At 71.1% G+C, this 20,441-nt stretch carries 17 protein-coding genes; 7 read left to right on the top strand and 10 right to left on the bottom strand.

Features of this window, described 5'->3' with window-relative positions; all coding sequences use genetic code 11:
• Positions 1-14: 14 nt before the first annotated feature.
• Positions 15-677, top strand: a complete 663-nt coding sequence (locus GJR97_RS02970) for an RNA polymerase sigma factor (RefSeq protein ID WP_229275940.1) — start codon at positions 15-17, stop codon at positions 675-677.
• Entirely contained in the window at positions 658-1,455 is a 798-nt protein-coding gene (locus tag GJR97_RS02965) for an anti-sigma factor (protein ID WP_195760593.1), read from the top strand. Before GJR97_RS02970 ends, GJR97_RS02965 begins: the two co-directional genes overlap by 20 nt.
• Positions 1,456-1,483: 28 nt before the next feature.
• Here GJR97_RS02965 and GJR97_RS02960 read toward each other — a convergent pair whose 3' ends face one another.
• The 5 genes from GJR97_RS02960 to GJR97_RS02940 all read right to left on the bottom strand — a co-directional run bounded on the left by GJR97_RS02960 (position 1,484) and on the right by GJR97_RS02940 (position 6,645).
• Positions 1,484-2,212: a response regulator transcription factor gene (locus GJR97_RS02960; RefSeq protein ID WP_324613078.1), complete on the bottom strand. Its 729-nt coding sequence runs from the start codon at positions 2,210-2,212 to the stop codon at positions 1,484-1,486.
• Positions 2,209-4,257 (bottom strand): sensor histidine kinase, encoded by a 2,049-nt coding sequence (locus GJR97_RS02955; protein ID WP_195760592.1) that lies wholly within the window; start codon positions 4,255-4,257, stop codon positions 2,209-2,211. The genes GJR97_RS02960 and GJR97_RS02955 overlap by 4 nt, the downstream gene beginning before the upstream one ends.
• Positions 4,258-4,287: 30 nt before the next feature.
• Positions 4,288-4,971 carry a hypothetical protein gene (locus tag GJR97_RS02950; RefSeq protein WP_154345034.1) on the bottom strand — a complete coding sequence of 228 codons (684 nt, stop codon included), beginning with the start codon at positions 4,969-4,971 and terminating at the stop codon, positions 4,288-4,290.
• 125 nt (positions 4,972-5,096) lie between these two features.
• Positions 5,097-5,486 carry a protealysin inhibitor emfourin gene (locus tag GJR97_RS02945; protein ID WP_154345033.1) on the bottom strand — a complete coding sequence of 130 codons (390 nt, stop codon included), beginning with the start codon at positions 5,484-5,486 and terminating at the stop codon, positions 5,097-5,099.
• Positions 5,487-5,496: 10 nt separating this feature from the next.
• Positions 5,497-6,645: a M4 family metallopeptidase gene (locus GJR97_RS02940; RefSeq protein WP_154345262.1), complete on the bottom strand. Its 1,149-nt coding sequence runs from the start codon at positions 6,643-6,645 to the stop codon at positions 5,497-5,499.
• 117 nt (positions 6,646-6,762) lie between these two features.
• Between GJR97_RS02940 and GJR97_RS02935 the strand changes: the two genes are divergently transcribed.
• The gene (locus tag GJR97_RS02935) at positions 6,763-7,608 is read left to right on the top strand and encodes a CPBP family intramembrane glutamic endopeptidase (RefSeq protein ID WP_324613077.1); all 846 of its coding nucleotides are present in this window, start codon (positions 6,763-6,765) and stop codon (positions 7,606-7,608) included.
• 21 nt (positions 7,609-7,629) lie between these two features.
• Here the strand turns inward: GJR97_RS02935 and GJR97_RS02930 are convergent, their stop codons facing one another.
• Positions 7,630-8,109, bottom strand: coding sequence for a hypothetical protein (locus tag GJR97_RS02930; RefSeq protein WP_154345032.1), 480 nt, complete (start codon positions 8,107-8,109; stop codon positions 7,630-7,632).
• 113 nt (positions 8,110-8,222) lie between these two features.
• On the opposite strand from GJR97_RS02930, the gene GJR97_RS02925 reads away from it, so the two are divergent.
• The 3 genes from GJR97_RS02925 to GJR97_RS02915 all read left to right on the top strand — a co-directional run bounded on the left by GJR97_RS02925 (position 8,223) and on the right by GJR97_RS02915 (position 12,722).
• A complete protein-coding gene (locus GJR97_RS02925; protein WP_154345031.1) occupies positions 8,223-9,203 on the top strand; it encodes an NAD(P)-dependent alcohol dehydrogenase in 981 nt (326 codons plus the stop codon).
• 155 nt (positions 9,204-9,358) lie between these two features.
• Complete coding sequence (locus GJR97_RS02920; RefSeq protein ID WP_195760591.1) at positions 9,359-10,546, top strand: Fic family protein; 1,188 nt, start codon at positions 9,359-9,361, stop codon at positions 10,544-10,546.
• Between the two features lie 106 nt (positions 10,547-10,652).
• Positions 10,653-12,722 carry an N-6 DNA methylase gene (locus tag GJR97_RS02915; protein ID WP_324613076.1) on the top strand — a complete coding sequence of 690 codons (2,070 nt, stop codon included), beginning with the start codon at positions 10,653-10,655 and terminating at the stop codon, positions 12,720-12,722.
• A 96-nt stretch (positions 12,723-12,818) separates the two neighbouring features.
• Here the strand turns inward: GJR97_RS02915 and GJR97_RS02910 are convergent, their stop codons facing one another.
• Positions 12,819-14,192 carry an HNH endonuclease signature motif containing protein gene (locus GJR97_RS02910; protein WP_154345029.1) on the bottom strand — a complete coding sequence of 458 codons (1,374 nt, stop codon included), beginning with the start codon at positions 14,190-14,192 and terminating at the stop codon, positions 12,819-12,821.
• Between the two features lie 233 nt (positions 14,193-14,425).
• Between GJR97_RS02910 and GJR97_RS02905 the strand changes: the two genes are divergently transcribed.
• Complete coding sequence (locus GJR97_RS02905) at positions 14,426-17,857, top strand: DEAD/DEAH box helicase family protein (protein ID WP_324613075.1); 3,432 nt, start codon at positions 14,426-14,428, stop codon at positions 17,855-17,857.
• Between the two features lie 15 nt (positions 17,858-17,872).
• Here the strand turns inward: GJR97_RS02905 and GJR97_RS02900 are convergent, their stop codons facing one another.
• From GJR97_RS02900 to GJR97_RS18025, 3 genes are all read right to left on the bottom strand, one after another.
• Positions 17,873-18,241, bottom strand: a complete 369-nt coding sequence (locus GJR97_RS02900; protein WP_154345027.1) for a DUF488 domain-containing protein — start codon at positions 18,239-18,241, stop codon at positions 17,873-17,875.
• Positions 18,242-18,301: 60 nt separating this feature from the next.
• Positions 18,302-19,396 (bottom strand): NAD(P)-binding domain-containing protein, encoded by a 1,095-nt coding sequence (locus tag GJR97_RS02895; RefSeq protein WP_324613074.1) that lies wholly within the window; start codon positions 19,394-19,396, stop codon positions 18,302-18,304.
• Positions 19,397-19,466: 70 nt separating this feature from the next.
• Positions 19,467-20,339, bottom strand: a complete 873-nt coding sequence (locus GJR97_RS18025; RefSeq protein ID WP_229275939.1) for a hypothetical protein — start codon at positions 20,337-20,339, stop codon at positions 19,467-19,469.
• Positions 20,340-20,441 lie beyond the last annotated feature (102 nt).

Genomic DNA, 20,441 nt, shown 5'->3' with positions numbered 1-20,441 from the left:
TGCTCGATATGCTGATGGCCACGCCGCAGTCGACGATCGCGGCGCCGCCGCTCGTCATGGTCGACGTGCGGTCCCGCCAGAGCCGACGAAGGGATGAGCGCCGCACGGTGAGCCCGATCGCCTTCGACACCCTCGACGACCGAGCCCTCGCGGAGCAGTTCTCCGCAGGCGACGAGCGCGCGCTCCGCGAGGCGTACTCGCGCTGGTCGCCGCTGGTCTTCCGGCTCGCGCTGCGCTCGCTCGGAGATCGCACCGACGCCGAGGACGTGACCCAGCAGGTCTACCTCGCCGCGTGGCGCGGGCGGGGCACCTTCGACGTCTCCCGGTCCACGCTCAGCGCATGGATCGTCGGCATCACGAAGCACCGCATCGCCGACGCGCACGAAGCACGTGCTCGCACCCGACGCCTGGAGGAGAGCCTCGTGGCCGAGGCGTCCGTCGCCGCGACCGAGGTCGACGACGACTTCGCCGAGCGTGCCATGGTCGCCGAGGAACTCGGCCGGCTGGAGCCGGTGCCGCGACGGGTCATGCAGCTGGCGTTCTACGACCAGCTCAGCCATTCGCAGATCGCCGAGGCGTTGAACCTCCCGATCGGCACCGTGAAGAGCCATGTCCGACGCAGCCTGAGCCGGCTGAGATCACGATGGGAGGTGGATGATGGACCACGTCGAGCCTGATGAGCTGGCCGTGCTGGCCCTCGACGGCCGCGAGCCCGATGCCGCGGTTCGCGCCCACCTCGACGCCTGCGACGTGTGCGCGGCGGAGTACGCGGCGCTCGCGCGAACGGTCGACCTCGGCCGCGAGGGTTCGTCCGAGGATCTCGAGGCCCCGCCGACGGCGGTGTGGACGCGCATCCACGACGAACTGGGGCTCGCCCCCGAACTCGCCGGCGACCCGTTCGCGCAGGTCGACGCGGGCGACCCGGCGCTGCGGGCCGCGACTCCGGAGCGCCACGTCCCGCCGAGCCGGCCTCGCACCCCGTCGGTCGCGGCACCGGCGGCGCGCGCCCGGCGGCGCAGGTGGTGGCCGATCGCCGCGGCCGCCGCGGTCGTCGGCCTGCTCGCGGGCATCGGCATCGGCGTCGCCATCGGCGGACGCGGCACGGTGCCCGACGCGACGACCGTGCTCGCGAGTGCCGAGCTCGACGCCTTCCCCGGCTGGGACGCGGTCGGTACCGCGACGGTCGAGCAGGACGCGGCCGGGGAGCGCACCATCCTCGTCGACCTCGCGGCCGACGTGCCGGAGGGGGAGGTGCGCGAGGTGTGGCTCATCCGGTCCGACGCGTCCGGCCTCGTCAGCCTCGGCCTGATGGACGGCGACACGGCGCGCCTCGTCGTCCCCGACGGCATCGACCTCGACGAGTACCCGCTGGTCGACGTCTCGGCCGAACCGGTCGACGGCGACCCCGCGCACTCCGGCGACTCGATCGTCCGGGGCGAGCTCCGCGCGGCGTGAATCGACGGCGCTCGTCGTCGCGGCGCGCTCACTCGGCGGGAGCCGTCGGCGGAGCAGCCGGGTCGGGGTCCGCCCGCGGACGCGGATCGCGACCCTCCGTGGCGGCCGATCCCACGCCGGCGTCTCGCGCGAGGGCGATCGCCTCCGCACGGTCGGCGACGTGCAGCTTGGAGAAGATGTTCGAGACGTGATTGCGGACCGTCTTGGGGCTGATGTACAGGCGGCGGGCGATGTCCGTGTTGCGCTCGCCCGAGGCGATGAGCTCGAGGATCTCTCGTTCGCGGTCCGTCAGCTCGGGGAACGGGACGGGTCGGGACCGCGCTCGCGTGGCCGAGAAGTACGCCAGCACGCGGTCGGCGATGCCAGGTCCGAAGACGGCCTCGCCCTGTCCGGCGGCCAGCACCGCCGAGACGATCTCCTCCGGCCTCGATCCCTTCAGCAGGTACCCGCGCGCCCCGGCGCGCAGCGCCGCGAACACGGAGTCGGGGTCGTCGAGCATCGTGAGGACGAGCACCGCCACCCCGGGGCCCGCATCGACGATCGCGCGCGTCGCCTCCACGCCGCTCATCGTCGGGAGGTTGAGGTCCATCAGCACGACGTCCGGGCGCAGCCGCTCGCTCTCCCGGACGGCGTCCTGGCCGTCGCCCGCGGTGCCGCAGACCTCGACCTCCGGCACCGTCGCGAACGCGCCGACGAGGCCGTCGCGGAACACCGGGTGGTCGTCGACGACCAGCACTCGGAGCGTGGTGTCGGTCACGGTCGACGATCCCCCGGGTCATCCGTCCCCATGATCGGGATCGAGGCCCGCACCCGGGCGCCGCCCTCCGGAGCCGCATCCACCTCGCACGAGCCGCCCAGCTCGACGGCCCGTTCCCGCATCGACGGCAGTCCGACGCCGCTCCGGATCGATGCGGACATCCCCGCGCCGTCGTCGCTGACCTCGAGTCTGAGCGTGCGGGGGTCGGAGGTCGCATCCACGAGGACGCGCACCCGTTCCGATCCGCTGTGCCGCGCGGCGTTCGTCATCGCCTCGGTCGCGATCCGGTACGCCGCGACCTCGACGGCGGCCGGCAGTTGGGCGCCGTCGAGCCTGACCTCGAGGGTCGCCGCACCGGGCAGGAGCGCCGCCGCGCGCTCGTGCAGCGCGCCATCGAGTCCGAGGTCGTCGAGTGCGGGCGGCCGCAGGTCGTCGACGATCCGGCGGATGTCGCGGATCGTGCCCTGGATGCTCGCCTCGAGGGTCGACGCGAGGCCGATCGCGACGTCGGGCGAATCCGGCAGCGCGCGCCGCAGGTTGCCCGCCTGCAACGCGAGGCCCGCCAAGGCTGAGCCCACGCCGTCGTGGATGTCGCGGCGGAGCCGCCGCCGCTCCTCCTCGCGGGCGAGCACCAGCCGCTCACGCGACGCCTGGAGCTCGGTCGCGAGCTGCACGGCGCGCACGGTCCCGGCGACCTGACGTGCGACGTCCTCGAGCAGTCGCACGTCGGCGGGCGAGAACTGGTCGCGTTCGCTGCGGCGCCCGACTTCGAGGACGCCCACCGCCTCGCCCTGGTGGACGAGCTCGAATCGTTCCGGATCGCCGGTGGGGGTGCCGAACGCCGCGGTCGGGCCGGCGACACCCGCCACGCGCACGGCCACGTACGGCACCCGCAGCGCCTGGCCGACGCTCTCGGCCACGGCGGGGAGGACGCCCGCGGGCGCGAGCGCGTCGGAGACCCGACGCGCGAGTCGCGACATCGCCTTGGCGGGGTCGTCGCGATCGCCGTACATGCGCCGATTGACCATCCGCTGGAGCCACTCGCGGAGCGGGTACGCGGCGATCGCCACGACGAGCACGATCAGGACGGATCCGCGCCAGTCGATCGAGAGCGGCGTGAGGGCCGTGACGGCGAGCACGAACAGTCCGTACGCCGCGAGCACCGCGACCGTGAGCGCCCCGTACACGAGCGTCCGATTGATGACGAGGTCGATGTCGTACAGGCGGTACTTCACGATCGCGATCGTGACCGACACCGGGATCAGGAGCAGGGGGATCCACGTCAGGAATGCGCCGCCGAGTCCCCACTCCGTACCGAGCGTGCCCGCGACCATCATCACGGCCCACCCCGCCACGGAGAGGCTCGCCGCCCACAGCATCCACCGCAACTGCTCGTGCTCGTCGCCGATCGTGCGTCGCCAGCGCACCACGACCGCCGCGAGGCCGACTCCGATGGCGACCGGGGTCAGGAGCATCAGCACTGCGAGCACGATCGCCGGCTCGACCGCGACGGGACGCTCGACCCGGGCGAAGTCGACGGGATCGCTCGGGTAGAGGGCGTAGCCGATCGTCGCGAGCGCAAGCCACGCGATCAGTCCGATCACGACGGGGCGCCACCGCGGACCGGGCGGGCTCCCGTCGGGGAACAGGAGCGGGACGAACACGAACAACACCAGCATCGAGGGGAACCAGTTCCACTCCGCGAACCACGCGGCCCAGGCGACACCGGGCAGCGATCCCGGCTCCAGGTACAGGCCGGTGATCGCGTACCACCGCGCCGCGGTGTCCGCGATGACGCCGACCACGACGCCCACCATGATCCAGGCGATCGGATGCCGCGGGAACCGACGGAGGATGACCGCCGCCAGCGCGCTGAAGATCGGCGCGAAGACCGTGGTGCCGATGTAGAAGGGCAGCTGTTCGTCGAGTGCCGACGGCAGGGCGGCGGCGTTGAGCAGGAGGACCGCGACGAGCGCGGAACCGGACGCGAAGGCGACCGCGGTCACCGCCCACGCCCATCGCGGGGCCGAGGTGCTCCTGCCCATGACGCCGACGCCTCCCGCCCGCATGACGGCTCAGCCTTGCGGCTCAGTATCCACCACTGCCGTCGCGATGGCGACCCACACCGCCGCGAGCAGGAGCGGGATCATGCCCAGCATCCACGCCACCGGGAGCAGGGGAGCCAGGATGCAGCCGGCCCACGCGAGCCAGCCGGGCAGTCGACGGACCCGCCGCAGGCCGACGCTCAGTGCGAAGACCATGAGCGACAGGCCGAAGAAGCTCGGGTTCAACACCTGGCTCGAGAACATCTCGAGCCCGTACGCGACCTCGGGCACCGCCGGGAACCCGCCGTCGGCACTGGGCGCGACGACGTGCGCAGCCGCGGCCGACGCGCTGGCGGCCACGACCACGCCGATCGACGTGACGGCAGCGCCGAGCACCGCCAACTGACCGGGGATCGACGGCCGCGGGCGATCGTGGTCGATCGCGGTGCGCAGGTGCGCTGCCGACCACATCAGGAGGATGCCGGCGACGGGGAAGACGATCGTCGAGAGCCCGACCAGGAGGTTGAGGCGCGCCTCGTCGTCGACGCCCGACGCCCAATCGGCGAGCGTGCCGCCGTAGACGTACGGCGGGAGCGAGATCAGCACGAGTCCGGCGAGGAAGACGACGGCGAAGGCCGCGCCGAGGTACCGCGATGCGTGGAATCGGCGAGGTGTGGTGCTCGGCACCGTTTCGGGGTGCGTTCCGGTGGTCATGATGAGCCTCCTCTGGTGACGGGTGAACGCCTCCAGCCTCCCGGTCCCGACGTCCCGAGCGCATGGGACCGTCGGTCCCGGATCGGGACCGGGTCGGTGCGCGCACTCGGTGCCGACCGGCGTGCTCAGTCGCCCGGTGCCGGCGGCGCGGGAGTCGGATCGGACGGAGCCGTGGTTCGGGGACCCTCGGCGTCCGGCGCGCCGGGCTGTGCCGGAGCCGCCCGTCCGCCGACGTCCGCTCGCCTCCGCGACGGCTCGGCGACATCCCGGACGCGATCGACGAGGTCGCGCCACGGCCCGGTCACCTGACGTTCGGCGAGGGTCGCCACGTGGGGCTCGCAGCGGATGCGGTAGGTGTACCGATCGGGCTCCGGCGGAGCGGGCGGCGTGTCGCTCCACGGCAGGCGCTCGACGAGGAGCACCCACTCCTCGGGGTCGGGCTGGTCCTCGACCTCGACGGTCCACGTGAGTCGCAGCCCGGCGAGTCCGCCGCTGCGGACGACCTCGACCTCCATGGTCCGGATGCTACTCCGGTTCGACTCCGACGGCGCGCCAGCCGTTCGCGACGGCCGCGACCTCGCGCGACACGTCGCCGTAGCGCTCGCGCGCGGCGGCGAGCGTCGCCGCCGCGAACACGGCGAAGCCGTCGTTCGGCCGCAGGGTTCCGCCCGTCAGCGCGTCGTACCAGATGCGGCCGACGTGCTCCCATGCGAAGCCGCCGAGCTCGACGGCCGCGAGCGCGAACGCGCGGTTCGGGATGCCGGAGTTCAGGTGCACGCCGCCGTTGTCGGCGTCGGTCACGATGTAGTCGCGGAAGTGCGCCGGCTGCGGGTCGCGGCCGAGCACGTCGTCGTCGTAGGCGGTGCCGGGTTCGAGCATCGAGCGGAGTGCACGGCCCTGCACGAGCTCGGTGAAGATGCCCTCGCCGATCAGCCAGGTCGCCGCCTCGGCATCCTGCCCCATCGCGTACTGCTCGGTCAGCGCGCCGAACACGTCGGAGACGTGCTCGTTCAGGGCGCCCGACTGGTCGCGATAGCGCAGGCGGGCCGTCATCTCGGTGACGCCGTGCGCCAGCTCGTGCCCGATGACGGAGATCGACTGCGTGAACCCGCGGAACACCTCGCCGTCGCCGTCGCCGAACACCATCCGCTCGCCGTCCCAGAACGCGTTGTCGTAGTGGTCTCCGAAGTGCACGGTCGCCTCGAGCGGCGCACCCTCACCGTCGATCGCGTCGCGGCCGTAGACGCGTTCGAAGAGCGCCCAGACCTCGCCGAGGCCGTCGTAGGCCTGGTCGACCGCGACGTCGCCCGTCGCCGGCTGCCCCTCGGTGCGCACGAGGTGCCCGGGAAGCGATTCGGCGCCCTGGGCATCGGAGATGCGGCGGTCGGGCGCGGGTTCGGGAACGGCGGCGTCGACCGGGGCGCCCTCGCCCTCGGCCTCGACGTCGTGGTCGCGTCCGGTCGTCGCCGACCGCGTGTGCTCGTGCGGCAGCAGGCCCGGATGCGCACCCTCGACGCGCAGTTCGCGCATCGGCTCGTCGCGGAGCAGCGATCGGCGGGCGGCATCGGCCGCGACGTCGTAGTGCTCCTCGGCGGCCGCGATCCGAAGCAGCAGGTACGGCGGGACGATGCCCGCGCGGACGCGGGACTCGCGCGGAACGGGCGGCTGCGGCATCCGGGTCATGCGTCGATGCTGGCACGCGCCGCCGACAGGGCGGCGCGCCCCGCCGGGGAGCGCGCGACGCGGCATCCGCCGCGTGATGGGATCAGGGACGCATGCGAAGCTTGAGGGGTGACCGCCGTCGCCGCTGCTCCGTCCGAGGTGCGCACCCACCCGATCGCCCTCGTCCCGGCTGCGCTCGTGTGCTCGGCCGCGGTGCTGCTGTTCGGGTTCCAGCTTCGCCTGCCCGGGTACGCGATGCTCGTCGTCGGCCTGGTCATCGCCTGGCTCGTCGACCGGTCGGGCCGGACGGAGCGACTGCTGCCCGACCTGTCGCTCATCGCCATCGGGCAGGCGATCATCTCGACGATGTCGCTCGAGGCGCAGCTCTCGGACGAGGCGATGCTGCGCTTCACGGTCGTGCTGGGCGCAGCGGTCGTGGTGCCGTTCGCGATCTCGCGGTTCCTGTACCGGGAGCGCACCATCCGCTTCCCGTGGCGCACGGGTCGGCGGTGGACGCGCACGCAGTGGCTCTACCTCGTCTTCGTGACCCTCGCCGGATGGCTCATCCTGCCGTTCTACTTCATCACCTCGGGCGTGTACCAGAACTGGCCGACCGTGACCGAGCCGAACGAGATCGCGCGTCTCTTCGTCGGCGTGAACGCCGTCGGGACCTGGGACGAGCTGTTCTTCATCTGCACGGTGTTCGCGCTGCTCCGCCGGCACTTCCCGACGTGGCAGGCGAACCTCCTGCAGGCGATCGTGTTCGTCTCGTTCCTCTGGGAACTGGGCTACCAGTCGTGGGGGCCGCTGCTGACGATCCCGTTCGCCCTGATCCAGGGCTACACCTTCAAGCTCACCAAGTCGCTGACCTACGTGCTCGTCGTCCACCTGCTGTTCGACGCGATCGTGTTCTGCGTGATCGTCTACGCGCACAACGGCTGGCCGGCGATCTTCCCGCTCGTCCCGGCGGGGTAGGGCGGCCGGCCGGCCGTCGGTTCACGATGGCCCGGATCCGGGCCGCCTGGGCCGCGACAGGACCCGCAGCGACCCCGCCGCGAGCACGACCGCGCCGCCGACGGCGGTCGCGCACACCGCCCACTCCAGCGGACCGGGCGGTTCCGGCGGCGTCTCGGAGACGGTGCCCGAGTCGGTGCGATGGACCGTCGCATCGGCCCCGACGACGAGTTCGTCGCTCCGGACCTCGGCGCTCGTTCCGTCGGGCAGCTCGACGACGACGAAGCGGAAGGGCACGTAGCGGGTGCCGCGCCGGTCGGCGACGAGGCGGTCCTCAGTGCGCTCGCCGACGACGGTCGCGGTGACCGGCGACGTCGACGCGGCCGCCCGGGCGGCGGTGTCGCCGATCGCGGCGACCGCGGCGATGCCGAGCGCGACTGCGCCGATCGCGAGCACCACGGCGGTCAGCCAGCGGGGCGGGTAGCCCGCGCGGGGATCGGTTCGTCGTCGGATGTCGGCCATCGGGATCGTGACCCCTCGGATCACTCGTCCCCATCGTCGCACGCTCCGCGTGGTCGTGGTCGTGGTCGTGTTCGTGGCGGCGCTACCGCCGAGGCAGTGGATAGGCTCGCGCCATGCGCGCGGTGCGGTACGAGCGGTACGGCGGTCCCGAGCGGTTGCGACTCGTCGACGCGCCGCTCCCGGTTCGCGGCCGGGGCCAGGTGCTCGTGAAGGTCTCCGCGTCGTCCGTGAACTCGTGGGACTGGGACCTGCTCCGCGGCTCGGCGCTCGCACGCATCGGCGCACCGCGCCGGCCGGCGCATCCGGTGCTGGGCGCGGATGTCTCGGGCGAGGTCGTCGCGGTCGGCCCTGCGGGCGACGGGTCGGCCGCGTTCGCCGTCGGCGACGCGGTCTGGGGCGACCTCTCCGCGGCGGGATGGGCCGGGTTCGCCGACGTCGTCGCGACGGATGCCGCCGCCCTCCGCCGTCGGCCCGCAGGGGTCGATCCGATCGCGGCGGCGGCGGTCCCGCAGGCGGGCGGCTTGGCCTGGCAGTCGCTCGTCGACGTCGCGGCGCTGCGTGCGGGGGAGCGGGTCCTCATCGTCGGGGCGGGCGGCGGCGCGGGGACGATCGCGGTGCAGCTCGCGAGGCACCTGGGTGCGGGCGAGGTGGTCGCCGTCGATCGAGCCGCGAAGCTCGACCTGCTTCGCGGGATCGGGGCCACCGAGACGGTCGAGGCGGACGCCGCCGACGAGCTGTTCGCCGAGGGAGCCGGCTCCGGCCGGTTCGACGTGATCGTCGACCTCGTCGCGGGTCGCCCACTGGCCGCGTACCGTCGCGCCCTCCGGCCGAACGGACGATTCGTCGTCGTCGGCGGGCGCCTTCGCACCATCGGCCGTGTGGCGGCCACGGCCGGACGCCCCGACGCCGAGGGCCGGACGTTCCGCCTGCTCGCGGCGGAGCCGAACGGCGGCCTCGACGAACTCGGCGAGCTCGTGGCATCCGGGGCGCTCGCACCCGTGATCGAGGAGGTGCTCCCACTCGAGCGGGCGCCCGAGGCGCTCGCGCGGATCGGGGCGGGGACGGTGCTCGGGAAGCTCGTGATCGCGCCGTAGGTGCATCGCATCGACGGGCGCAGTCGGCGGTCGTCCGCTCCGCAGTCGACCAGCGAGCGTGTGAAGTTGGATGCCGCGTGGCTCGCAAAAGATCAGTGCCTTCGAGAACGAGTAGATCACGGTAAATCCGGGGAAGTGGTCCCCAGATGAGTAAAATGTTTACCGTGCCAGCTGCAAATGGTCCGCATGCTCCGGACGATTCCGAGCTCTCCTTCCCACCCTTCGCGTTCGATTCTCCGCTCGGCGCCGCGGTGGTCGAACTCGAGCGCCTGCGTGGCGAGATCGGAGTCGGCACGACACCGGTACAGGTGTTCCACGAACTCCACGGACTGTTCCAGTTCCTGTCGAGCGTGGTCTCGGCACGGATCGAGGGCAACCGCACGACCATCCTCGACGCGATCGCCGGCGCTCAGGAAGCGGAACGACGCAGAGGACCGGTCGATGAGACTGTGCGGGAGATCCTGAATCTCAACGAGGTGATGGAGTTCATCGACGACGCCGGACAGGATCGGCCGCTCACGCACTCCTTCGTGCGTGAACTGCATCGCCGTGCGGTCGACGGTCTCATTCGCGAGGGCGACCCGCGACCGGGTGCATATCGGATTCGCGACGTCGCGATCCAGGGCGCCGAGCATCGGCCACCGCTCGCCCAGGCGGTGCAGAGCGAGATGGATCGATTCCTCGAGTTCGCGAATCGACCGGTACACACGCATCAGCAGTTGCTCCACGTCGCGATCGCGCACCACAGGTTCCTCTGGATCCATCCGTTCCAGAACGGGAACGGACGCGTGTCACGGCTGGTCAGCTACGCAATGCTCGGGCGACACGGGTTCGTCAGCCCGATCGGCCTGCGGGCCGTCAATCCCACGGCGGTGTTCGGGGTGTCCCGTTCGGAGTACTACGACGCCCTCGCCGCGGCCGATGACCTGAGCGATTCCGGCACGATCGCCTGGTGCGAGTTCTTCATCGGTGGGCTTCTCACCGATCTTCGTAGGCTCCATCGCCTGCAGGACGCGCAATTCGTGCGGGACCGGCTCGTCGTTCCCGCGCTCGATCGTTTCGTGCGCTCCGGCGGCATCACACAGCGCGAGAGTGAAGTGCTGCGCTTCGCGTGCGATTCGGAGGTCGTTCGCGCCGGGCAGTTGGAGCACCTGCTTCCCGGCAGTCCATCGCAGCGCAGCCACGCTCTGCGTCCGCTGCTCGATCGCGGGTTGCTGAAGGCTCAGCGAGCAGGCGGGCGGACGTACTTCGTGTCGTTCGGTCCGAACGAGCTGAGCCCCTTCATCATCCGTCAGCTCGATAGGGAGGGATTCCTGCCGCCGCTGCTCCGCGACGCGGAGTGATCCGTGCAGCGATCGGTGCCAGGTGCCAACGGAGCGACGGTGGCGTCTGCCAGACTCGAACACTGCGGCACGGCTGCCGCGGCAACGGAAGGACGGCGACACAACAGTGGTCACAGGTGAACTCCGCTCCAAGGTCGACAGGGTCTGGGATGCGTTCTGGTCGGGCGGGATCGCGAATCCGGTCGAGGTGATCGAGCAGATCACGTACCTGCTCTTCATCCGCCGGCTCGATGAGATCCACACGCGGGAGGAGCGGAAGGCGAATCGCACCGGCAAGCCGATGGAGCGCCGCGTCTTTCCCGAGGGCCTCGATGACACGGGCCGGATGCCGCGCCCGTACGACGACCTGCGCTGGAGCGCGTTCACGAACCGCTCGCCGCAGGAGATGTTCGAGATCGTGGGGGAGCACGTCTTCCCGTTCCTGCGTCGCATGGGCGGCGAGGGCTCGAGCTACGCGCGCAACATGAAGGACGCGCGATTCACCATCCCGACGCCGGCGCTGCTCGCGAAGGTCGTCGACCTGCTTGCCGAGATCCCGATGGAGGATCGCGACACCAAGGGCGACATCTACGAGTACATGCTCGCCAAGCTCTCGCAGAGCGGGCAGAACGGCCAGTTCCGCACGAGCCGCCACATCATCAAGCTCATGGTCGACATGACCGCGCCGACGCCGAGCGACCGCATCATCGACCCGGCGGCCGGCACGGCAGGCTTCCTCGTGATGGCCGAGGAGTACCTGCGCGAACACTACGAGGACGAGATCTTCTCGGATGCCGCGAAGCGCGACTTCTTCAATACGAAGGCGTTCACGGGCTACGACTCGGATGCCGCGATGGCCCGCATCGCGAGCATGAATATGCTCCTGCACGGCGTCGAGGAGCCCATCATCGAGCGGGCGGACTCGCTCGCCGAAGGGCATCCCGCGACCGAGGACTACACGCTGGTTCTCGCGAACCCGCCGTTCGCCGGCTCACTGGACTACGAGACCACCGCGAAGGATCTGCTCCAGGTCGTCAAGACGAAGAAGACCGAGCTGCTCTTCCTCGCGCTCATGGTGAAGCTCCTGAAGAACGGCGGACGGGCTGCGGTGATCGTGCCCGAAGGCGTGCTGCATAACCAAGATCGCGCCACAAACGAACTGCGGCGCATGATTATAGAAGACCACCGTCTTCTGGCGGTGGTGAAGCTTCCTGGGGGTGTCTTTCGGCCGTATGCCGGCGTCTCAACGGCGATCCTCTTCTTCCAGAAGACATCGTCCGGAGGGACCGACTTCGTGTGGATGTACGACGTGCGGGCCGATGGCTTCTCGCTCGACGACAAGAGGAGTCCGATAGATTCTGACGACCTTCCGGACCTGCGGGGGCGTTGGCTCCGTCGGCCAGCGGGCGGCTCCCTCACCGCGTGGAGTGAATTCACGAACCCCCGAACCGCCCAATCGTTTCTCGTGCCGATCGAAGAGATCGTTCAGAAGAACTACGATCTCAGCTTCAATGCCTATCGAGATGTTGTCTCGCCCGACGGACGCGCGAACCGTAGTGAATCTCTGTCTGCGGCTGCGCTAGAGACAAGCCTGTCAGACGCGTTCACTTCGCTGCGCGCCGTTCAAGCCCACATTGAAGCGCTCGGGTCGAGGGCTACGACGTCATGGCGACTCAGCGAGTTGATCGACGCGGCCAAATCCGCTAGAGCTGGCGATCGGACCGACCTCCCGATTCTCTCGATGACGATGGAACACGGTCTCGTCGACCAGAGTAAGAAGTTCCGCAAGCGGGTCGCGAGTGAGGATACGTCGGCTTACAAGATTGTTCAGCGCGATCAACTCGTGGTTGGATTTCCAATCGATGAGGGCGTATTGGGGGTCCAATCGCTTTATGACGACGCGATCGTGAGCCCCGCGTACGGAGTCTGGGATGTAAGGTCCGATCGGGTCGTTCCTGAGTACCTCGAGCTCATGCTCCGCGCCCCGGAGGCCATCGAGTATTACAAGGCGAAGCTACGCGGGTCCACAGCGCGAAGAAGATCGCTCCCTCGAAACGTCTTCCTCGCTTTCGAAGTCCTGCTGCCTCCGCGCGATGTTCAGACGCGGGCCGTAGATGCCGTGCGTGCCGCCCGCGGCGCGGAGGCTGCGGTGCACGACCTACGTACTTTTCTGACGGACATGCTGAGAAGTCGTTGAGACTTTGCGCGCGCGACTAGCAAGACGTCTAGCAGTCATCCAGGCACTCGCGAGCGCGAGCAAAGTTGTGACTTTCAAGAGAAGTCGGGTTGCGGGTCAGTACGGTGTGTGTTCGGACACGCGTCCCACCCGGTCCTGCGGCTCGTTCTCTGTCTCCCGCCCCATATCGCGCGGACCCGGCTCGGGTGGCCGCGCCGCTCCCTCGCCGACCCCAACTGGCATGAACGGCCGCGCGGGCAGCGTCCGGAGGACGTGGTCCGCGGGTGAGGTCCACCGCATCACGCCGCCGGGTTCCTGCCCCACGTGCCATCCGCCCTCGTGCTTCAGGCGGTGATGGTGGCGGCAGAGCGCGGCGAGGTTGCTCGCAGCAGTACGGCCGCCGTGCGCCCAGGCGGTCGTGTGATCGATATCTGCCCGCTCTGCGCGGCGGTTGCAGCCGGGGAACCGGCACTGTCCGTCGCGCACGCGCACGAAGCCGTCGAGGTCGGCCGGTGCGCGATAGTGCTCTCGCCCGTAGCTGAGCGTCGCCCCCGTCTCGGGGTGCACGAGGATGCGCCGCATCGACGGCGCGTGCGCCGCGATGATGCGGGCCGTCTCAGCGTCGATCGGCCCGTAGCCCTCGAGGTCGGCTGGCTCGTCGTCGAGGCCGAGCAGCGTGAACACCGGCACGGTCACGTTGAGGCGCGGTTGCACCGCACCGGTGGGCCCCGCGACGGCGTCGCGCGTGCGCGCGTCGTCGGCGAGCGTGCCGGAGAGCAGCAGGTCGGCGGCGAGGTCGGTCGCGCGCTGCGCGCTCGTGCGGTGGTCGTCGGATGCCTCGCGCCCGGCGAGCACGTCGAGTCGGCGCTCGATCGCGAACGCGCGCTCGGCCTCGAGGAAGAGGCTCAGCCAGGCCATGCCGTCGGGGGCGACCTCGACGCACACGCGTCGGTCGGTTGCAGCGCGAGCGCGCCGGTCGACGAGTGGCTCGGGCATCAGGCGTTCGCGCACCCGCCGCATGCGGCGGCGTACGTGGGCATTCGTCGAGACGACGCCATCGGCCACGGCAGCCGCCGCCGCGTCGAGCGCGACCTGTTCCACGGCGTCGGCGACCTCGACCGGCGCGCCGCGCGTGAGCTCGAGCACCGAGCGAACCTGCGTCGGCGCGACCTCGCCGGCGTCGAGCGCGTCGAGCGTCGCGACGCGCGGCCCGGTCAGGCGCTCGGCCTCGGCGACGAGCCGAGAGGCGGATGCCTCGTGCTGGCCGAGCGTCGTCGCGAGCTCGGCGACGAACGACCGGGTGGCCATGTCGCGATCGCGCGCTCGGCTCGACTCGGTGAAGCCCGCGACCTCGGTGGCGAGTTCACGCGCCCGTTGGACGGCCCGGTACCGGTCGGCGTGGAGTCGCCGCATCAGCTGCTCGGCGCTCACGATCGCGGCCAACTCAAACTCGAGGGCCTGTTCGGCGGGGAGGTCGAGGATGGCTGGCATGGGTCCATCCAATCAGGACCCTCTGACATTCGAGGGAGGCCCAGCACGGCACGAAACCGCTGGTCAAACGTGCAATCACCGCACGGCGTGTAAAGTGCCGGGCGCCCAAAGCCGACGACCCGCGAACAGGGGAGATCCGCCGCGCCGCAGCATCCTGCGCCCCGCCCTTCGCTACGCTCGGGACCGAGTGCCGACCCGAACCGGCACCGGTGCCGAGAGAGGACCCTGCCGACGTGGGCAACTTCGACTTCGTCACGGCTGACTGGCCCGAGATCGCTGCTGAGGCGGCGCGCGCGGAGTTCTACGCGTACGGCGACCCGCGCTCGAGCCTGTTCTACGCGCGGCGCACGGTTGAGCTCACCGTGACCTGGCTGTACCGGGCGGATGCCTCGCTGCGGCGGCCGTACAAGGACGACCTCTCTTCGCTCCTGCACGAACCGACCTTCAAGCGCCTCGTCGGTGACGCCGTGCTCACCAAGATGAACCTCATCCGCAAGCGCGGCAACGACGCCGTGCACCGGACTTCGAAGCTCGCCGACCGCGACAGCCTGCCGATCCTCCGCGAACTCTTCCACACGCTCACGTGGCTGGCTACCCGGTACGCCACGGTTCCCGACCGCCGCCCGGCGCCGGGTCGCCCGTTCGACGCGGCATCCGTCCCCAGGCCGCAGCCGGGGCTCGTCGCCAAGACGCGCACCGAGCTTGCGAAAGCGCTCGAGGAGAACGCGGCGAAGGATGCTGCGCTCGCGGCCAAGGAGGCCGAGAGCGACGAACTGAGGGCGCAGATCGCAGCCCTGCAGGCTGAGATCGCGGCGGCGAAGGCCGCCAACGCGACCGTGGTCGACACGCACGACTACCGCGAAGACGAGACCCGCGACCTCTTCATCGACCAACTGCTGCGCGAGGCCGGATGGGACCCCTCCGCCGACGGTGTCACCGAGGTCGAGGTGCAGGGTCTCGAGGGCGCCCCGAACGGCATCGGCCGTGTCGACTACGTGCTCTGGGGCGACGACGGGCGACCGCTCGGACTCGTCGAGGCCAAGCGCACGACCCGCGACGCGCGCAACGGACAGCAGCAGGCGAAGCTCTACGCCGACGCGCTCGAACGGCAGTACGGGCAGCGCCCCGTGATCTTCACCTCGAACGGGTACGAGCACTGGATCTGGGACGACCTCGCGCACCCGCCACGGGAGGTGCAGGGCTTCTATACGAGGGCTGAGCTCGCGCGACTGCAGCAGCGCCGCTCGCCCGGGGTGCGCAAGCCGCTCGCGTCGCTCGCGATCGACGAGCAGATCGCGGGCCGCGCCTACCAGCAGCAGGCGATCCGCGCCGTCGCCGAGGCGTTCGAGCACCACCACGAGCGGCGAGCGCTCGTCGTCATGGCCACCGGCGCCGGCAAGACCCGCACCGTGATCGCCCTGGTCGATCTGCTCACGCGCGCCAACCACGTCAAGACCGTGCTCTTCCTCGCCGACCGGAAGGCCCTCGTCACTCAGGCCGCGAACGCCTTCAAGTCCCATCTGCCGGAGAGCCCCACCGTCAACCTGCTCGACCGTCGCGACGTCGACGGGCGCGTCTACGTCTCCACGTACCCAACGATGCTCGGCCTGCTCGACTCCGGCGACGACGTGCGCCGGTTCGGCCCCGGGTTCTTCGACCTCATCGTCATCGACGAAGCTCACCGCTCGGTGTACCAGAAGTACGGCGCGATCTTCGACTACTTCGACGCGCCCATCGTCGGACTCACCGCCACGCCGAAGGACGAGGTCGACCACAACACCTATCGGCTGTTCCACCTCGAGGACGGTGTACCGACCTTCTCCTACGAGCTCGGCACGGCGATCGACGAGGGCTACCTCGTACCGCCGGTCGCGCACCGCATCGAGTCGAAGTTCGTGCGCAGCGGCATCCGCTACGACGACCTCACCGACGCCGAGAAGGACGACTGGGACCTCACCGAATGGAGCGAGGACGGCGTCGTCCCCGACAGAATCGAGGCCGAGGCGGTCAACCGCTGGCTCTTCAACGAGGACACCGTCGATGACGTGCTCGCCATCCTCATGACGAAGGGCCACCGCGTCGCCGCGGGCGATCGGCTCGGCAAGACCATCGTCTTCGCCAAGAACATCCAGCACGCGCGCTTCATCCAGGAGCGCTTCGACGCGAACTATCCCGAGTACGCCGGCCACTTCGCGCAGGTCATCGTCTCGAGCGACGATCGAGCCCAGCACCTCATCGAGCAGTTCTCGCAGTCCGAGAAGGCGCCGCACATCGCGATCTCGGTCGACATGCTCGACACCGGCATCGACGTGCCCGACGTCGTGAACCTCGTCTTCTTCAAGGCCGTCTTCTCGAAGTCGAAGTACTGGCAGATGATCGGCCGCGGCACGAGGCTTCGCCCCGACCTCTACGGTCCGGGCGACGATAAGCAGGACTTCATCGTCTTCGACGTCGGCGGCAACATCGAGTATTTCAACGGAGACGTCCCCGAGGTCGCGACGTCGTCGGGGCGGTCGCTCCACGGCCGCCTCTTCGACGCGCGGCTCGCACTCATCACCGAGATCGACCGCGCGACGGCGCCGCACGGGCTCGGCGCGACCGACGCCGACCGCGAGCTTCGGGCCGCGCTCGCCGAACGCCTCCAGGGCATCGTCGCCGGCATGAACGAGCACAACGTGCTGGTGAGGCCGCATCGGCGGCTCATCGAACGCTTCGCGAGCGGGGAGGCGTGGCAGGCGGGGACGGACGCGCGTGCGAGCGCAGACGCGCTGGCCGAGGCATCCGCGCTCGCCGACCTGCCATCGGCGGCACTCGTCGCCGACACCGACGAGCGGGCGAAGCGATTCGACCTGCTCGTGCTGCGCGCTCAGCTCGGAGTGCTCACCGCCGACGGCGGGTTCGCGAACGCGCGCGACCGGATCCGTGCGATCGCGGCGGCGCTCGGCGAGCACCGCACGATCCCCGCCGTGGCGAAACACCTTGAGCTGATCGATGCGATCGCGGGGGAGGAGTGGTGGCAGGATGTCACGCTGCCGCTCCTCGAACTCGCGCGAATGCGGCTGCGCGAGCTCGTCAAGCTCATCGAGGTCACGCCGCGCTCACCCGTATACACCGACTTCGACGACGTCGTCCGCTCGGGCGCAGGCGAGATATCGATCGCCACGCCCGGGGTCGATCGCGACCGATTCCGCGCGAAGCTCTTCGCCTACCTGCGTGCCCACCAGGACCACGTCGTACTCCGGAAGCTCCGCACCGGGCGACAGCTGACCGCGACCGATGTCGCGGAGCTCGAGCGCATGCTCGCCGATCGCGACGAGTTCGATGCCGCAGAACTCGCCGCCGGCGCCGAGGCCGCGCATGGTCTGGGACGATTCATCCGGTCGATCGTCGGCCTCGAACGCTCCGCAGCGCAGGAGGCGCTCGCCGACTTCGTGTCGGAGCACAGGCTCGGCTCACGGCAGATCTCGTTCGTCGACCTCATTGTGAATCGACTCGCGCAGAGCGGATCGGTGCCGATCGCCGCGCTCTACGACCCGCCCTTCTCCGACAAGGCGCCGGGCGGCCCGGAGGAACTGTTCACCGAGGCGGAGATCGTCGAGCTCGAGCACGTGCTCAACTCGGTGGACGCCGCGGCGGAGCCGGCGGGGGAGTCGCGCACGGCCTGAGCCGAGGCAGCCGCCTCAGCGCTCCACGTCCGCGCCGTGCTCGCCGAGCCAGTCGCGCAGCACCGCGGCGTGGTTGTGCACCGCGTCGCGCGCGCCGTAGACCAGCGTGACCCGATCGTGCTCGTGCGCGACCCCGAGCAGGGCCTGCGCCGCCGCGTTCGCGTCGAGCTCCACGCGGTACCGCGCCGCGAACTCGTCGAACCGATCGGCGTCGGCCCGGTGCCACTCGGTGCGCAACCCCGGGGAGGGTGCGGCATCCTTCGCCCAGTCGTCGAGTTCGGCGCGCTCCTTCGAGATGCCGCGGGGCCAGAGCCGGTCGACGAGGATCCGGACGCCGTCGGATGCGTCGGGCGCGTCGTGGACGCGCTTGATCACGATGGCCATGCGGCCAGTGTGCTCCCGGCGCGACCCGGTCGGCAACGGCGGCGCGGGACCGCACGCCGCCTACGCGGCGACGGCCGCCCGCCGTTCCCGCACGATCTGCTGCACGGCCGCCCGGCCGGCGCGATTCGCGCCGACGGTCGACTGCGACGGTCCGTAGCCGATGAGGAAGATCCGGGGATCGTCGAGCGAGCGGGTGTCGGCGACCCGGAACCCGCCCTCCCGCGTGCGCAGGCCGAGCGGAGCGAGGTGGTCCAGCGCGGGCCGGAACCCCGTCGCCCAGAGGATCACGTCGGCCGGCCGGAGCGACCCGTCGGGCATGCGCACGCCGTCCTCCTCGATCGCGGCGAACATCGGATGCCGCACGAGCACGCCGCGCGCCTGCGCGGCGCGGGCCCACGGCGTCCAGTGCATGCCGGTCACCGCGATGACGCTGCCCGGCGGGAGGCCCTCGCGGACCCGAGCCTCGACGCCCGCGATCGCGGCGGTCCGAGCGGGCAGGTCGAAGTCCTCCTCGATCCACTGCGGCTCGCGCCTGGTCATCCACGTCGTCTCGGCGACGTGCGAGATCTCGTCGAGGAGCTGCACCGCCGAGACGCCCGCGCCCACGATGATCACGCGCTTCCCGGCGAACTCCTCGGCAGAGACGTAGTCGGCGACGTGGAGCTGCCGGCCCCGGAACCGCTCGATGCCGGGGTAGTACGGGCGGAACGGGCGCGTCCAGGTGCCCGTGGCGTTGATGACGTGGCGCGCTGCCCAGGCGCCGCGGTCCGTCTCGACGAGGAGCCGGCCGTGCGGGTCCTCGTCCGCGCGCCGGATCGCCCGCACACGCACCGGGCGCTGCACGTCGAGGTCGAACCGGCGTTCGTACTCCGCGAAGTACGGAGGAAGCGCCTCGCGGCTCGGGGCCGCCGGGTCCGCCGGCGGGACGGGGTGCCCGGGCAGCTCGTGGATGCCGTTGACGGTGCCCATGCGCAGCGACGCCCAACGGTGCTGCCAGGCGCCGCCGGGAGCGGGGTTCGCGTCGAGCACGACGAACGTGTCGGCTGCCGGGCCGTGCCCGACGGGCACGAACCCGCGTCGACGGAGGTGGTGGGCGGCCGAGAGCCCGGCCTGTCCCGCGCCGATCACGGCGACGTCCACTGGCACTGCATCCACGCATGCCGGAACCGCGGCGGCCCCCCGGGTATTCCGACCGGCGGGCCGGGGTCGGCGCGCCGGCCGGGGCTCAGTCGGGCACGCGCGCGACGAGGAAGGTGCCGTCCGCGTGCCACTCGGCGACGAGCAGGTCGGAGTCCGCGGCCTCCGCGGCGATGCCGTCGCCGAGCACGCCGTCGGCGGCGAGCCCGACCGGGACCCGCGTCTGCAGCGAGAGGCCGTCAGAGGCCAGCATCCTGAGCGCCGCGCAGTTCGACGCCATGCCCGACGTCCCCATCCGGGCGACGAGGCAGCCGACGCCGTTCGGCTTCGAGACCGCGTAGACGGCGACGCCGGCGATCGGACCGTCCCGGTCGAGGATCAGGGCGGAGCGCGCGGACGGATATGCCGCCTCGAGCCACCCGTCGCGCACCTCCGGCACGAGGTCCGGATCGTGGAACGCGGCCATCGTGCCGAGGCCCCTGACGCGATCCGCCGTCCCCGCGATCGCACCGCCGGCCGGTGGCGCCGCCGGAACCACCAGCACGGTCACCTCGGGTTCGTGGGTCGGTGCCGGCGTCGCGCCGTCCGGCGTCCCGTGCGACGGACCGGCGGCGTTCGCCGCGATGGCGGCCACCGCGAGGAGCCCGGCGGCGATGGCGGCGACGCCGGCGGCGCGCCGTCGCGGGGGAGCCGAGGCGCGGTGGCCCGGATGCGGAGCCGGTGACGCCGCATCCGACCGCGTGCTCCGGGGTGCGCCACCGGGAGCGGCGCGGCCCCGCGGCGCGCCGGCCGACGCGTTCCCGCCCGTCGGGCGATCGAGTTCGAGCAGGCGCCACTCGCTCTCGGTGACGAGCAGGGTGCGCCCCGTCGCCGGGTCGATGCGCTCGACGCGCGGGTCGTCGGCTCCGGCGCGGGAGTAGACCCGTGCCTCGAGCGCCGCGCGTTCCTGCTGGGTGGCCATGCTCGAACATCCCGTCGCCATCAGCCTAGGCCCGACGGCGCCTCGCGGCCGAGTCGATGCACCGTCTCGGCGGGCGCCGTCGGGTGCGTACAGGCGTCCGCC

Origin of the sequence: Agromyces kandeliae, assembly GCF_009674665.1 — a bacterium.
GTDB lineage: Bacteria > Actinomycetota > Actinomycetes > Actinomycetales > Microbacteriaceae > Agromyces > Agromyces kandeliae.
The sequence above is the reverse complement of the archived record's forward strand: the minus strand, read 5'-3'. Positions and strand labels throughout refer to the sequence as shown.

Excerpts from the sequence above, each read along its gene's own strand:
- GJR97_RS02970 (WP_229275940.1), top strand. The coding sequence starts at position 15 with ATGGCCACGCCGCAGTCGACGATCGCGGCGCCGCCGCTCGTCATGGTC.
- GJR97_RS02965 (WP_195760593.1), top strand. The coding sequence starts at position 658 with ATGGACCACGTCGAGCCTGATGAGCTGGCCGTGCTGGCCCTCGACGGC.
- GJR97_RS02955 (WP_195760592.1), bottom strand. The coding sequence starts at position 4,257 with ATGGGCAGGAGCACCTCGGCCCCGCGATGGGCGTGGGCGGTGACCGCG.
- GJR97_RS02950 (WP_154345034.1), bottom strand. The coding sequence starts at position 4,971 with ATGACCACCGGAACGCACCCCGAAACGGTGCCGAGCACCACACCTCGC.
- GJR97_RS02945 (WP_154345033.1), bottom strand. The coding sequence starts at position 5,486 with ATGGAGGTCGAGGTCGTCCGCAGCGGCGGACTCGCCGGGCTGCGACTC.
- GJR97_RS02940 (WP_154345262.1), bottom strand. The coding sequence starts at position 6,645 with ATGCCGCAGCCGCCCGTTCCGCGCGAGTCCCGCGTCCGCGCGGGCATC.
- GJR97_RS02930 (WP_154345032.1), bottom strand. The coding sequence starts at position 8,109 with ATGGCCGACATCCGACGACGAACCGATCCCCGCGCGGGCTACCCGCCC.
- GJR97_RS02925 (WP_154345031.1), top strand. The coding sequence starts at position 8,223 with ATGCGCGCGGTGCGGTACGAGCGGTACGGCGGTCCCGAGCGGTTGCGA.
- GJR97_RS02920 (WP_195760591.1), top strand. The coding sequence starts at position 9,359 with ATGTTTACCGTGCCAGCTGCAAATGGTCCGCATGCTCCGGACGATTCC.
- GJR97_RS02910 (WP_154345029.1), bottom strand. The coding sequence starts at position 14,192 with ATGCCAGCCATCCTCGACCTCCCCGCCGAACAGGCCCTCGAGTTTGAG.
- GJR97_RS02900 (WP_154345027.1), bottom strand. The coding sequence starts at position 18,241 with ATGGCCATCGTGATCAAGCGCGTCCACGACGCGCCCGACGCATCCGAC.
- GJR97_RS18025 (WP_229275939.1), bottom strand. The coding sequence starts at position 20,339 with ATGGCCACCCAGCAGGAACGCGCGGCGCTCGAGGCACGGGTCTACTCC.